Source organism: Serratia sp. JSRIV002, assembly GCF_019968725.1.
Classification (GTDB): domain Bacteria; phylum Pseudomonadota; class Gammaproteobacteria; order Enterobacterales; family Enterobacteriaceae; genus Chania; species Chania fonticola_B.
The window spans coordinates 2,925,099-2,939,639 of sequence record NZ_CP074143.1 but is presented as its reverse complement, the minus strand read 5'-3'; the positions used below and the strand labels follow the sequence as shown (position 1 = coordinate 2,939,639).

Sequence of the window (14,541 nt, the reverse complement as noted above, 5' to 3'; positions counted from 1 at the left end):
TGCCGAGGCAGAAGTGATTTATCAAGGACAAACGTAGAGTGCTAATTTAAGCGTTAAGCGCAATTTAGCTGATAATGACCCGCGATCTTGGCCGCCAGCTCAGCATTATTAAACACCAGCTGAATATTGGCCTGCAGGCTGTCGCCGCCGGTCAATTCAGCGACTCTGGCCAGCAGGAATGGTGTACTCTCCTTGCCGGACACCCCCTGTTCCACCGATTCCTGAACCGCCTGCTCAATGGCCTGGTTGATCTTTTCTTCAGGCATGGCGTACTGCTCTGGGATTGGGTTGGCAATCACCATTCCGCCCTGCAAGCCAGCCGCCCACTTGGCGGCCATTGCCCGGGCGATTTCCTGCGGCGTATCCAGGCGTACGCTAACGGAGTAAGGGCTGGTACGACTGAAAAATGCGGGCAGGCTATCGGTGCCGTACCCCACCAAAGGCACGCCGTGGGTTTCCAGATATTCGGTGGTTAAACCGAGATCCAGAATTGATTTGGCACCGGCGCAAATCACCGCCACGTTGGTTTGTGCCAATTCCTGTAAATCGGCAGAAATATCAAACGTCTGCTGCGCGCCACGGTGCACACCGCCAATCCCGCCGGTGGCAAATACGCTGATCCCGGCCAGTTCGGCAATGATCATGGTAGAAGCCACGGTGGTTGCGCCGTTTTTGCCGCTGGCAATCACAAACGGCAAGTCGCGGCGGCTCACTTTGGCGACCCGGTGCCCTTCGCGGCCCAGCGTTTCTATCTCATCATGGGATAGCCCCGCCTTCATGCGCCCATTGATCACCGCAATGGTCGCTGGCACCGCCCCGTTGGCACGGATCTTTTCTTCTACCTGCAAGGCGGTTTCAACGTTCTGCGGGTAAGGCATGCCGTGGGAAATAATCGTCGATTCCAACGCCACCACCGGCCGATTTTCGGCCAGAGCAAGCGCCACTTCAGGAGCGATATCCAGATATTGATGGGTGATTAGGCTATTTTGCATGATTGTAATTCCAAAAGTTTTTGAACGCTGCCTTGCGACAGATTCGGGTTATTGGTGAACTCAGAGGCCAGGGTCATTGCCGAACAGCCCTGGGCAAAACGGATACTGTGATCGAGTGGGAAATCCTCCAGCCAGCAACTCACCAGCCCCGCCATCATGGCATCCCCGGCTCCGGTGACGTTGACTACCTGAGTCGGCAGCGGTGCCGACCAACCGTGCTGGCCATCTACTTCGCTGAAATAAACGCCGTGGCTCCCCATACTCAGCGCCAAACGCTGAACTCCTTGCTGGTGGAACCATTGGGCCACCGCCGGTGCGTCGCTAGTCTGGGCTATTTTCATCCCGCTGAGGATTTCCGCCTCAATCCGATTCGGCTTCAACGTATGGATATGCGATAGCCAGTTTTTGATTTTTGGCGCTTTAAAAGCGGAAACCGTATCGACAAATACCGGCACATTACCGGCATTGGTAAATAACCAGGCCAGCGCGTCTTCCGTCAGGTTGCAGTCCAGCACCAATACGCCACAGTGCTGAATTAACTCTTTGGAATGGGATAACAGCGCCGGGGTCAATTTTTCCAGGATGCGCATATCGTTGATAGCGACCAGCATTTCACCACTGCCATCCAGCAACGAAACGTAGGTCGAGGTATTCTCACCATGCAGTCGGTGGCAATTATCCACGTTGACGCCCGCCAGTTTTGCCTGTTCCAATAGCGTCGTGCCGTAGAAATCGTCACCAACCACGGAAACCAGGTGGCATTCGGCCCCTAATAACGCAATGTTCTGTGATATATTTCGCCCAACCCCGCCTGGGGTACATTTTATTTTCCCTGGATTGGAGTCTTCATAAACCAACTGCGTATTGGCATAACCACAAACGTCCATGTTTACCGAGCCAACGGTGACCACATAACGATGTTCGGAGAGAATATAGCCTTTACCTTTAATATAACCTTTATTCATCAAATTCATGATGTGGCCTGCCACACCAGAACGGCTAATACCCAGAATATCGGCGATTTCGTGTTGTTGAATCAACGGGTCCCGCCGAAGGAGTTGCAGTATCTGTTTTTCCCGGTTGGTCATAATTAACACTTGTTTGTTTTTGAACAGGTGTTTGTTTTAAATCGGAACCCGACAACAGTAAAGCGGCAACTATCGGAGTTGAGATTATGATCGTAACTTGTCGCCGCACCGTTTTCAGCGATTAATCTGTGACGTTAATCATATTAACCCAGGCGTTAAACACCTTTCCTTATGGTTTTTATACCAGGGGGGAATTTTATGCTGAAGATAAACTCATTAAAACAATAGGATGGATTTCGCGGTTATTTAAACCAACACGTGTTGGTAACCCTGTTAATTACAAGGATTAATCTCACTACGGTTAATTTCGATTACACAGAAAAACGATCGGCCTCACACAATTCTCTTTCATGGCATCGATTATAGCCATCCGAGAGCAGTCACCTGCCCTCGGAGAGCGTTAAACGTAGTTACTTATCCTTCAGCCCGCGGTTGATCAGCATCGGTTCAATACTCGGCTCCTGCCCACGCCATTTAACGTACAGCTTTTCCAAATCCTGGCTGTTGCCCTGTGACAACACCTGCTCACGGAAACGCTGGCCATTTTCTGCCGTTAGTCCGCCGTTATCGCTGAACCATTGGAAGGCGTCATCTGCCAACATCTCCGTCCACAGATAGGCGTAATAACCGGCCGCATAGCCGTTGCCCCAGATATGCTGGAAATAGCTGGAGCGATAGCGTGGTGGCACATAGCTGAGGTCGATCTTGTCCTGGCGCAGCGATGCGGCCTCGAACTTGTCCACGTCCTGCTGCGGCTGATCGGCGCCGAGCATATGCCAATGCATATCCAGCAGCGCGGCGGCCAACAGTTCGGTCATGGCGTAACCCTTGTTGAACTTGTCGGCCTTGTTGATTTTATCGACCAACGCCTGCGGCATCGCTTCACCCGTTTGGTAGTGCTTGGCAAAGTGGGCAAATACCTGCGGATCGCTGGCCCAGTGCTCGTTAAACTGCGACGGGAACTCGACAAAATCGCGGGCAGTGTTGGTACCGGACAGGCTTGGATATTGCTGATCGGCAAACATGCCGTGCAGCGCATGGCCAAACTCGTGGAACATGGTTATCACGTCATCATAGGACAGCAACGCTGGTTGGCCCGATGCGGGTTTGGTGAAGTTGGAGACGTTGTAAATCACCGGCTTGGTGCCGTTGAGTTTGGACTGCTCAACGAAGTTGCTCATCCAGGCGCCGCCGCCCTTGTTGTCACGCTTAAAGAAATCGGTGTAGAACAGCGCCAGAGACTGGCCGTCTTTATCAAATACCTCGTATACCCGCACGTCAGGATGATAAACCGGGATATCTTTACGTTCTTTAAAGCTGATGCCGTACAGCAAATTGGCGGCATAGAATACGCCGTTATGCAGCACGTTGTTCATCTCAAAGTAAGGCTTGATCTGTGATTCATCCAGATCGTACTTCTCTTTACGCACCTGCTCGGCATAGAACTGCCAATCCCAGGCGGCCAGCTGAAAACCGCCGTTTTGCCGATCGATCACTGCCTGAATGTCTTTGGCCTCACGCTCTGCCCGGGCCGTAGCGGCAGGCACGATATTACGCATAAACGCCAACGCCGCATCCGGGGTTTTCGCCATCTGATTTTGCAACTTCCAGGCGGCATAGTTCGGGAAGCCCAGCAGTTTGGCCTGCTCGGCACGCACTTTAGCTAACCGCGCCAGGGTTTGACGGGTATCGTTGGCGTCATTTTTTTCTGCGCGGTTGATCGAAGCTTTGAACAACTTTTGGCGAGTATCGCGATCTTGCAGGTTTTGCAAATCAGGCTGTTGCGTGGTGTTCTGCAATACCAACAGCCATTGCTTATCCAGCTTGCGTTCACTGGCCGCCTGCGCTGCTGCCGCCAACTCGCCCTCTGAAAGCCCGGCCAGCAGGTTTTTATCACCTATCGCCAACGCGCCGTTTTTGCTGGCAGCCAGTAATTTATTGGTGAACTGAGTACTCAGCGTCGCCGCTTCCTGGTTCAACGCTTTAAGTTGGGTTTTATCCGCTTCAGAAAGATTGGCCCCGGCCAGCACATAGTTCTTGTAGGTAACCTCTACCAGCCGCAAGGACTCGGGGTCCAAGTTGAGGCTATCACGCCGATCGTAAATCGCCTTGATGCGCGCAAACAGTTTGCTGTTGAGCATGATGGCATCGTCTAACGCCGCCAGCTTCGGTGAGGTTTCTTCATCCAGCTTTTGCAGTGTGTCGCTGGTGTTGGCGGAGGTCATCGCACCGAACACGTTCATGGTGCGCGTCAGCAGTGCGCCACTTTTTTCCAGCGCCACGAAGGTATTGTCAAACGTAGGCTCCGCCGGGTTATTGGCGATCTTTTCGACTTCTGCCAGTTTCTGCTGGATACCGGCGGCAATGGCCGGGGCATAATCGCTTTCGCTGATGACATCAAAACGAGGGGCCTGGAATGGCAACTGACTGGCGGCAAAGAACGGGTTTTCTCCCTGCTTATCCTGTTTAACTTCTCCGGCCACTTTCGCCTCCTTTGTCTGGGTATGGGTTTCTGCCAGCGCGGGCATGCTTAACGCAACGCCGGTCGCCAGTACCAGGGTTGATAAACGCATCAAATTGAAACTCCTCCATGTCTTAATCCAGGGACGCTGCGTCCACTTGGATAGAAGCTGCAAATTCAGCAACATAGCCTAGCTTAGGCTCAGATGGTCGTTTGAGCAAAAAAAACTGGAAATGGCTAAACAGGCTAGCAGGGGAAAGAATAAAGAAAAAACGCGGCCAGAAGGCCGCGTTAGCTGACTTATTTCGCTGTCATCAGAACTGATAAACCAGGCCGACAGCAACCACGTCGTCGGTATTGATACCGGCCGATTTGGTGAAGTCGTTTTCATCCAACAGGTTGATTTTATAATCCACATAGGTGGACATGTTTTTGTTGAGGTAATAGGTCGTACCCAAGTCAACAAACTTGACCAGGTTTTCACTGCCGTAGGTATTGCCGTTGGCCGCTTGCCCCAGATTCTTGCCGTTGGTTTGGTTATAACCTACAAATGGGCGCAGGCCAAAATCAAACAGATAGTGTGCATAAGCCTCAAAACTTTGCGCTTTATTGGCGTAGCCATAAGCCTCACTGTTTGAGCTACCGAAGCGCGCTGCATTATAGGACTGGGTAAACATGACGGCTACATAGGTACTGCTGTCGTCATATTTCAGGCCGCCAGAATAACCTTCCGCATGGTCACCACGCCCCATGATGCCGCTATATGCGCCACCGCCATTTTGCTCGCTGGTACGTTTGGAATTAAAGAAGGCACCCGCGGCACTAATGCCATAGCCAATATCATAATTCACCGACATACCATAGCCATCACCATTCTGACCCAGAACGTCGCGACCATTATTAGTTTCTTCCGCACTGCCGTTTTTACCCTGGTATTGCACAGCAAAATGCAGGCCATCAACCAGGCCAAAGAAGTCGTTGTTACGATAGGTTGCCAGACCGTTTGAGCGTTGGAACATGAACTGGTCGGCACCATAGGTGGAACCGTCAAATTCCGGCTGCATGTCGGTATAAGCCGCCACGTCATACAAGACACCATTGTTACGGCCATAGTCGAATGAGCCATAATCAACGGCCTTCAGCCCTGCAAAACCATAACGGGTGAAGGCATTGTTTTCGCTTTCCGGGGTATTGACGTTGACCTGGTATTCCCACGTGCCATAGCCGGTGAGCCGATCGTTAATCTGCGTTTCACCACGCAGCCCCATACGCATGTAGGACTGGTCGCCATCAACGCTATTGTTATCAGAGAAATAGTGCAGGCCATCGACTAAACCGTACAAATCCAGTTTATTTCCGTCTTTGTTGTAGATTTCAGCGGCGCCTGCGCTGCCAACCATCAGCAAAGCAGGCACCATCAGAGAGAGTACTCGAAGTTTCATCGTGATTATCCTCTATTATTATGTCGTGCTATAGCCACTGCTGTTACGAGCATGATTAGCTCGTGGGTCTATTACCGTTTTGATGGCGGTAATGATATTAATTTATACCGCCATGCCTTGAATGCAAGGTCGACTGGTTGTTTTTTGACTGTGCATGAGTGTCTAAGACCGGGTTAAACTGGCGTAATGGATAAAGGAGAGTTATGTCAGGATAAAAAACATAATTGATGCAACAGGTTGGAATTTTGATAATTCATTACCGATACACCAATTAATAAAGTGAATAGCTCACGTTGACTTTATATAAGCTTATGCTACTCACTCCATGAGTGTAATAAAACGATTTCAAAACATTGCCAATCATTTCTTTAATAAAGACATAAAATGAAATACATCCGTTCCGTCCCTGCTTCAACTACAAAACAAGCGTCATAAATCTGCTGTTTGGATCAGGCTGATACTCTGCGAACGGTTCGCAATCCACAAAACCATGATTGCGGTAAAGCTGATGACAGGCGGCAAATCCCGGTTGTGTCCCCGTTTCCAGGCTAAGACGCGAAATGCCCCGCGCGCGCGCGATTCGGTAAGGCACAACCTGGGCCGCATTTTTTCACTTTCCGGCGGTGGTTCAGGCCATCACTTGATTTCCGTCAACAAGACCTTAGCGCCACTCTGTTGTTATTGGGAAACCGAGGCTTTAAATCATAAGGGATTTATGAACGCTATCGCTTGCAAGGCAGTACTGTTTGACCTGGACGGCACCCTGGTGGACTCAGGAGCCTGTATTGAGACATTGTGGGCTGAATGGGCAACCCGGCATCATCTGGATGTGGACTATGTCCTGGCCAATATTCACGGGCGCACCATCGAGGAAACGCTGCGGCTCGTCTCCCCTTACTTTGACAACCCACAGTGCGTTGATGAAGTCAAAACGCTCGCCATCGAGGCTCTCAGCCAGGTGGGTGCCATTACCGGTGCCGTTGAGCTGGTGCGCCAGTTGCCGCCGCAATGCTGGGCAATTGTTACCTCCGGCGCCAAGAAAGTGTCGATGCAAAGCATGATCAGCGCAGGCATCCCACACCCGCACATGATGATCACTTCGGAAGATATCGTGTACGGCAAACCCCATCCAGAACCTTATCTGATGGCGGCAGCCGGATTTGGCCTGCCGGTGCAGAAATGCGTGATTTTTGAAGATGCGATTTCTGGCGTGAACTCCGCCATTGCCGCCGGAGGGCAAGTGATCGTCATCGGTGACGGTGTGCCGATTTCCTCCCCGCAAATCAAGGCTACCGTGGCTGACCTGAGTAGTTTTAAAGCCGAGTTTATCGACGGTATCATCCATTTATCCTGGTAATTACCGCACGCTGGCGGACTCACTATGCATCTGGACGGGCACACTTGCTGTGCCCGCTAATAATCACTACATTAACTTCTTTTTAACCTCCCTATGATGCGTTATGCTCAAAAATCCGACGTGGTGATTTTTGAAACGGGATTCCTGTTATGTCCGCCTATTTACCGTACTCCAGCCGGAGCCGTCCATGAGTTGGTTCTCGCGCGCTAGCGCGCTTCCCCTGCTGGTTGCCGGGGCATTTTTTATGGAAAACCTGGACGGTACGGTGATTGTTACCGCGATGCCGCAAATGGCGGCGGCCTTTGGCGTACAGCCGGTAGATATGAACATCGGGGTTTCGGCCTATATTCTTACCCTGACGGTATTTATCCCCGCCAGCGGCTGGATCGCCAACCGCTTTGGTGCCCGCAATATTTTCACCGCCGCCATCGTTATTTTTACCCTGGCCTCGGTGCTATGCGCCCTCAGTACCACCTTGCCGCAGTTTACCGCGGCTCGTATCCTGCAAGGCTTTGGCGGTGCGCTGATGGTGCCGGTTGGCCGCCTGGTAGTGCTGCGCAATACCGCCAAACCCGATCTGATCAACGCCATTGCCACTATCACCTGGCCGGGGTTAGCCGCTCCGGTCCTGGGGCCTCCGGTTGGCGGTTTTATCACCACCTACGCTTCCTGGCACTGGATTTTTATCCTCAACGTGCCGCTTGGCCTGTTAGCCCTGTTCTTCGCCTGGCGTTTGATCCCTCATGAACCCGCGCAGAAAGGCGTTCCCTTTGATGGGCTAGGTTTTGCACTCACCGGAGTCGCCTGCTTTGGGCTGATGTTTGGGTTGGATCTGATCAACAGTCCGCAACTTTCCTGGTTGGTGCCTCTGTTATGTCTGGCTGCCAGCCTGGCGCTGGGAAGCCTGGCGATACGTCACGCCAAACACCACGCCTATCCCTTGATGGACCTCTGGGCCATGCGGATAAAAAGTTACGCCGTCACTATTAAGGGCGGCACTCTGTTTCGCATCGCCATCGGTGCAGTGCCATTCTTGCTGCCCTTACTGTTCCAAATCGGCTTTGGGTTGAATGCCTTCGATGCGGGGTTGCTGGTACTGGCGGTGTTTGCCGGTAACCTGGTGATGAAACCGTTCACCTCACCCATCCTCTACCGGTTCCGCTTTCGTACCACGCTGGTGGTCAACGGCTTGCTCAATGCCGCCACCATTTTTGCCTGCGCGTTGCTAACCCCGCAGACCCCCACCTGGCTGATCCTGACGCTGCTGTTTGTCAGTGGCTTGACGCGTTCAATGCAGTTCACCGCGCTGAATACGCTGGCGTTTTCCGAAGTGCCGCAACCGCGCATGAGCGGTGCTAACACGCTGTTCAATATGGCCCAGCAGATGGGCAGCGGATTGGGTATCGCCATCGGCGCGTTGGCGCTGCGGCTGGCGGAGATGCTGATGCCGCAGCAACAGGGCGCAGTGCCGCTGGCAGACTTCCAACTGGCCTTTATCGTGATTGGCGTGATCGCCCTGGTGGCGGTGCTGGATAGCTTTACGCTGGGCGCAGAGGCGGGCAATGAAATCCGCCAGAGGAAAAGCTCCCCTACGTCTGAAAAATCTATGGCAACCAAAGTAAGGAGTTAAACGATGCAATACCGTCAACTTGGCCGGTCCGGCCTGAAAGTTTCGGCTCTAAGTTTAGGCACCATGACCTTTGGAGGACAAGGCAAGTTCGCCAAAACCGGCGCGACAGACGTTAACGAGGCGCGTAATCAAATCGCCATGTGTATTGATGCGGGGATCAACCTGTTCGATACCGCCGACGTCTATTCAGCAGGCAAATCGGAGGAGATCCTCGGCCAGGCATTGGGCAGTAAACGCCACGAAGTGCTGGTCGCCAGCAAGGCCCGTTTCCCCATGGGCAGCGGCCCGAACGATGCCGGGCTGTCACGCCACCACCTGATCCGCGCCTGCGAAGCCAGCCTGAGACGCCTGAATACCGACTATCTCGATCTCTATCAGCTACACGAGTGGGACGGCATCACCCCGGTAGAGGAAACGCTGCGGGCGCTGGAGGATCTGGTGAGCAGCGGCAAGGTGCGCTACACCGGCTTGTCCAACTTCTCCGGTTGGCACCTGATGAAACACCTAGGCAGTGCCGAGCGGTTGGGATTGGTCCGCCCGGTCAGCCAACAGATCCATTACAGTCTGCAGGCGCGCGAAGCGGAATATGAACTGCTGCCTGTTGCTCAGGATCAGGGGCTTGGTGTGCTGGTCTGGAGCCCTCTGGCCGGTGGCCTGCTCTCGGGCAAATACCGCCGTAATCAACCCACACCGGAAGGCACGCGCCATCTGGCCAACTGGGGTGAGCCGCCGGTGCGTGATCAAGATGCGCTGTTTGATATTGTCGAAGTGCTGGTGGATATCGCCCACTCCCGTGGTATCTCTGCGGCACAAATCGCGCTGGCCTGGCTGTTGGCCCGCCCAACGATAACCTCGGTGGTCATCGGTGCCCGTAATGCGGAACAGCTCAAAGATAACCTGCACGCCGCCAACCTGATCCTCAACGAAGAAGAGCTGCAGCGCTTGGAAGAAGTGAGCCGCCCGCCGCTGATTTATCCCTACTGGCACCAGGCCTCAACCGCGCCGGATCGTCTCTCTGCGGCCGACCTTTTGCTCCTTGCCCCTCACCGGGTAAAAAAATAAGTCGCATCTGCCGCTAATCAACGTAATATCGATGATCCGCCCCGTTTTAACGGGAGCGGATTTTTGCCGTTTTAGGCCTGAAAAGCGAGGTAATAATAATGATGCACAGTGACCTTACTCAGTGCCGTGTGAACACCGATCGGTTGTTGATTGCCCCTTTTACCGCAGCAGACGCCGACGATGTTTACCAGGCGATCACCCCTACGCTAACGCGTTTTTTAACCTTTGAACCAGAAGAGTCTCCCGAGGCGTTTGCCAACGTCTGGGAAGGCTGGCTGCCGTTGATCCGCGAAGGTGAAGAAGTCATCTTTGTGGCACGGCTGCGTGACAGCAAGCAATTCGTTGGCTTGGGCGGCGTGCATAATCTGCACAACCAGACGCCTGAACTGGGTATCTGGGTGAAAGAAAGTTTGCATGGTTTGGGTTATGGGCGCGAAATCGTGCACGCCATGGCTACCTGGGCCAGCGCACGCTACCAGCCACCGTACTTTATCTACCCGGTCGCCGAGCAGAACACGCCAAGCCGCCGCATTGCCGAATCGCTGGGTGGCACCGTGCAAGGCCGCCGCGATAATATCAAATACGACTGTGTGGTTTACCACGTGCCGGCCATCACCGGTTAAAATTGCAGGGTTAACGCAACCGCGTTAGAGTGGATGCAGGCTAAAAACAGTTAAGGAACAGCAGCATGATTATTTTTGTCACGGGCGCTACCTCCGGTTTTGGTGAAGCTATTGCCCGCAAGTTTATCGGTGAAGGCCATCAGGTGATTGCCACTGGCCGTCGTGTGGAGCGCCTGGAGGCGCTGCAGGCAGAATTAGGTGAGGCACTGCATATCGTGCGTTTGGATGTCCGCAACCGTGCGGCGATCCAGCAAGCCATCGAAGAGTTACCCGCAGCGCTGCGCAACGTCGACGTGCTGGTGAATAACGCCGGTCTGGCGTTAGGCCTGGAACCTGCACACAAAGCCAATGCGGACGATTGGGAAACCATGATCGATACCAACACCAAAGGGTTGGTCAATATGACCCGTGCGCTGCTGCCAGCCATGGTGGAACGCAACGTTGGCCACGTGATCAACATCGGCTCCACCGCCGCCAACTGGCCTTATGCCGGTGGTAACGTTTACGGCGCTACCAAGGCCTTCGTTAAACAGTTCAGCCTGGGTCTGCGCGCCGATCTGCACGGCACCCATATCCGCGTTACCGATATTGAGCCAGGCATGGTTGGCGGCACCGAGTTCTCCAACGTGCGTTTCAAAGGGGATGACGGCAAGGTAGATAAAACCTATCAAGGGGTAGATGCCCTGACGCCGGATGATGTTGCTGAAGCGGTATTCTGGGTAGCAACGCTGCCTGCCCGCGTCAATATCAATACCTTGGAAATGATGCCGGTCAGCCAGTCCTTTGCCGGGCTGAGCATTCATCGCGGTTAATGGTTTTTCTCTGTGGCAGGGCAACCAGCCCTGCCATCTCAACTCACGCAGTTCGCCAGCCAGCAATGATAATCAGCATCCCTAGCAGAGCCACCCCAGCCCCCAGCCAATCCATAGTCGACAACTTCACGCCATCTACCACCCGTAGCCAAAGCAGCGCCGTTGCCACATAAACGCCACCATAGGCGGCATAGACTCGCCCACTGGCCGCAGGATGGAGTGTCAACAACCAGACAAACAGCATCAGGCTAAGGGCCGCAGGCAGCAACAGCCAGGCGCTGGCGTTTTTCTTTAGCCACAGATACGGCAAGAAACAGCCAATGATTTCGGCCAATGCCGTGGCAAAAAACAGTAAAGTGGTTTTTAGCATTACCGCTATTCTCTCAGTAAATTAAACGAACAAGGCGATGCGCTGGCGCAATATAACAGCACGGTGATATATTTAACCCATGCTATAGCCAGTGTTGCTGGTGGATGCAACACTCATTTATAAGGATGAAACGATGAAATTACTCTCCCTTCCGCGCCTGATGTTACCGGTTGCCATGTTATTGCTGGCCGGTGCCTGGCAAGCTCCTGCCTTGGCAGCCACTTGCACCCAAGGCAGCACCTGCGTCACGGTTGATGGCAGCGGCGGCGCAGCCATGAGCAATGAACAGGCTCGCCAAAGCAAAGAGCAGTGGAACGAAACCAAATCGCTGCGCAGCAAGGTGAACACCCGTGTCGAGAAGGAGTTTGACAAGGTTGACCGTGCTATTGATGACGAAGATCGTTGTGATAACAGCTACAACGTCAATGCCTATTGGGAACCGTCAACCCGTAAGTGTCTGGATCGCACCACTGGGCGTCCAGTCACGCAGTAATAGCGAGTAAGGGTAAACTATTCAACCTGATGCTGCTATCCTGACAAAGAACATTCGTCTCAAATAAGGATCCAATGATGAAAAAAGCGCTTGTAGTAGGTGTACTGCTGTTAGCCACCGCGCCGCTGGCCGCTTTTGCCTCATGTGAGAGCATAAAGGCGGATATTGCCCAGAAGATTGTCAATAACGGCGTACCGGAATCCGGCTTCAAGCTGGAGATCGTGCCTAACGATCAGGCGAACCTTGCCGGTGGACAGGTGGTCGGCCATTGTGGCCAAGACACGCAGAAAATCGTCTATACCCGCCTGATTAACGGCGACGACAGCGGCGACGCGGCGCAAACTGGCACCAGCCAGGATACCCAAGCCCCGCAGTAACCGCCTTCAGGGCGCGGTTTGTTACTGCGCCCCTCCTCTTTATTAAGCCTGTTTAACCTCTTCACCTTCGCCCTGCGGCCGATGACGCGCCGGGATCAGCATAGCCGCGCCCAAGGCAAACAGCGATATCAACGCCGAGACCAGGAATACCCAATGCATTGAGGCGGCAACATGCCCAATGAGATCCGCCAGCGCCTCTGGCCGCATGGTGTTGCGAACCTCTGGCTCCATTAACTGCTGCACCGGATCAACCGTTTGTGGCAGACGCAAATGCAGGTTGATATTCAACGTGGCCCCCAGAATGGCGGTGCCGATGGCCGATCCGACCATCCTGGTGAATACCGTGCAGGCAGTTGCGATACCGCGAATACTATAATGTGCCGCATTCTGTACTGAAACCAGGAAGGTGGTATTGCACAACCCCATACCGACACCGATGATAAACGCCGCAACCCGCCCCCACAGTAACCCACCCGAAGGCTGTAACAGCAGCAGGATAAAGCCACCGGCCGCCAACAGCAGCGCACCAAGCAGAGCTGTAGTGCGATAAGAAGTCAGCAGCATCAAACGCCCGCTCAGCATACTGGCCAGCGGCCAGCCAATCGACATCAAGGCCAACGTGGTTCCGGCTTCCAGCGGGGTTCCGCCCTTCACGCCCTGGATAAAGGTTGGCAAGAAGGCGCTGATGCCCATCATGGCAGCACCGATCACCACGCCGCCAATATTGCCAGCCACAATCACGCGGTTTTGCCACAGGGCCAATGGGAACAACGGTTCAGGAGCACGGCGCTCCTGACGAATTAACCGGTTGAGCGCCACTAACGCCAACGCCAGCAACGGTATGACCCACCATCCCAGCATTTCCGCCTGCAAGAGTGAAAGCAGCAATGCAGCGACAAAGATCGTCAGCCAGGCCGTTCCCGCCAGATCCAGCGCATGTTTGCGCCCCTGTTTGAGGTCAGGCAGGTAGCGCCCCAGGAAATACATCGCCAGCAGGCCAATGGGCAGGTTGACCCAAAATACCAAAGCCCAAGTCGTGTGTTGCACGATAAATGCCCCCAGTAACGGGCCAAGAATAGCCGAAACACCCCAGACGCTAGAAAGATACCCCATCACTTTTGGCCGTTCGGTGGCGCTGTAAATATCACCGATCACGGTGGTGGCGATCGGCATGATCGCCCCGGCGCCCAGTCCTTGCAGCAGGCGGAAGGCAATCAGCCAATACATATTCGATGAGAAACCGCACAGGACCGACCCCAACAGGAACAGCGTGGCGCCAAAGAAAAAGATCGGTTTCCGACCGTATAAATCTGCCAGACGCCCGTAGATCGGGATGGTAATGGCCTGTGCCAGCAAATAGACCGAAAACACCCAGCCCAACAACGAAAAACCACCCAGATCGCCAATAATCGTCGGCATCGCGGTGGCAACAATGGTCGCTTCGATGGCAGACATGAACATCGCCAGCATGCAGGCAAGCAGGATCAACGGCCGATGAGCCACTTGGGCAGTGCTCGAAGAAGTGTTAGTGGTCATCAGTTTACCCTGTGTCCCTATGTCTTTTATTTTACCCGCAGTATAACAGCCGGGGGACGCTGTAGTTTGTCAGGGGATGTTGTGAATAAAAATCCCGCAACGAAGCAGCTATTGAACGTATTGTTACAGCGTCACACAAAAAATAAGCACCCCATTGAATAATAAGGTATTTCTTAGGGGCAGCCTGTAAGCCAAGCCACACCTGCTTTATCGTTAAAACCTATCTGAACGATAGTGCATACCAATGATAGTGATTGATTTTAATCAAGTTGCTAACCGCCCCGGGCCGTGACAATCT

General features: G+C 53.6%; 13 protein-coding genes and 1 pseudogene. 7 read left to right on the top strand and 7 right to left on the bottom strand.

What is annotated here, in order from left to right; genetic code table 11:
- Positions 1-53: 53 nt before the first annotated feature.
- The 5 genes and pseudogenes from KGP26_RS13890 to KGP26_RS13870 all read right to left on the bottom strand — a co-directional run.
- Entirely contained in the window at positions 54-992 is a 939-nt protein-coding gene (locus KGP26_RS13890) for a pseudouridine-5'-phosphate glycosidase (RefSeq protein ID WP_021804467.1), read from the bottom strand.
- Complete coding sequence (locus KGP26_RS13885; protein WP_115158483.1) at positions 977-2,080, bottom strand: PfkB family carbohydrate kinase; 1,104 nt, start codon at positions 2,078-2,080, stop codon at positions 977-979. The genes KGP26_RS13890 and KGP26_RS13885 overlap by 16 nt, the downstream gene beginning before the upstream one ends.
- Positions 2,081-2,490: 410 nt before the next feature.
- A complete protein-coding gene (dcp, locus tag KGP26_RS13880; RefSeq protein WP_223665581.1) occupies positions 2,491-4,653 on the bottom strand; it encodes a peptidyl-dipeptidase Dcp in 2,163 nt (720 codons plus the stop codon).
- Between the two features lie 202 nt (positions 4,654-4,855).
- A complete protein-coding gene (ompC, locus tag KGP26_RS13875; protein ID WP_179251539.1) occupies positions 4,856-5,983 on the bottom strand; it encodes a porin OmpC in 1,128 nt (375 codons plus the stop codon).
- Between the two features lie 415 nt (positions 5,984-6,398).
- Positions 6,399-6,545: pseudogene (locus KGP26_RS13870) on the bottom strand (GNAT family N-acetyltransferase); the annotation flags it as partial.
- A gap of 153 nt (positions 6,546-6,698) precedes the next feature.
- Here KGP26_RS13870 and KGP26_RS13865 point away from each other — a divergent pair.
- The 5 genes from KGP26_RS13865 to ydfG all read left to right on the top strand — a co-directional run bounded on the left by KGP26_RS13865 (position 6,699) and on the right by ydfG (position 11,467).
- A complete protein-coding gene (locus tag KGP26_RS13865; protein WP_172413928.1) occupies positions 6,699-7,340 on the top strand; it encodes an HAD-IA family hydrolase in 642 nt (213 codons plus the stop codon).
- A gap of 187 nt (positions 7,341-7,527) precedes the next feature.
- Positions 7,528-8,970, top strand: coding sequence for an MFS transporter (locus tag KGP26_RS13860; RefSeq protein ID WP_059200762.1), 1,443 nt, complete (start codon positions 7,528-7,530; stop codon positions 8,968-8,970).
- A 3-nt stretch (positions 8,971-8,973) separates the two neighbouring features.
- Complete coding sequence (locus tag KGP26_RS13855) at positions 8,974-10,032, top strand: aldo/keto reductase (protein WP_223665580.1); 1,059 nt, start codon at positions 8,974-8,976, stop codon at positions 10,030-10,032.
- 98 nt (positions 10,033-10,130) lie between these two features.
- A complete protein-coding gene (locus KGP26_RS13850) occupies positions 10,131-10,655 on the top strand; it encodes a GNAT family N-acetyltransferase (RefSeq protein WP_218519389.1) in 525 nt (174 codons plus the stop codon).
- Between the two features lie 65 nt (positions 10,656-10,720).
- Positions 10,721-11,467 carry a bifunctional NADP-dependent 3-hydroxy acid dehydrogenase/3-hydroxypropionate dehydrogenase YdfG gene (gene ydfG / locus KGP26_RS13845; protein ID WP_021178016.1) on the top strand — a complete coding sequence of 249 codons (747 nt, stop codon included), beginning with the start codon at positions 10,721-10,723 and terminating at the stop codon, positions 11,465-11,467.
- Between the two features lie 43 nt (positions 11,468-11,510).
- Here the strand turns inward: ydfG and KGP26_RS13840 are convergent, their stop codons facing one another.
- Positions 11,511-11,837, bottom strand: a complete 327-nt coding sequence (locus KGP26_RS13840) for a YnfA family protein (protein ID WP_223665579.1) — start codon at positions 11,835-11,837, stop codon at positions 11,511-11,513.
- Between the two features lie 160 nt (positions 11,838-11,997).
- Between KGP26_RS13840 and KGP26_RS13835 the strand changes: the two genes are divergently transcribed.
- Complete coding sequence (locus KGP26_RS13835) at positions 11,998-12,330, top strand: DUF1283 family protein (protein WP_223665655.1); 333 nt, start codon at positions 11,998-12,000, stop codon at positions 12,328-12,330.
- A 77-nt stretch (positions 12,331-12,407) separates the two neighbouring features.
- Positions 12,408-12,707 carry a DUF1161 domain-containing protein gene (locus tag KGP26_RS13830; RefSeq protein WP_021804475.1) on the top strand — a complete coding sequence of 100 codons (300 nt, stop codon included), beginning with the start codon at positions 12,408-12,410 and terminating at the stop codon, positions 12,705-12,707.
- A gap of 42 nt (positions 12,708-12,749) precedes the next feature.
- Here the strand turns inward: KGP26_RS13830 and KGP26_RS13825 are convergent, their stop codons facing one another.
- Positions 12,750-14,243, bottom strand: coding sequence for an MDR family MFS transporter (locus KGP26_RS13825; protein ID WP_021804476.1), 1,494 nt, complete (start codon positions 14,241-14,243; stop codon positions 12,750-12,752).
- Positions 14,244-14,541 lie beyond the last annotated feature (298 nt).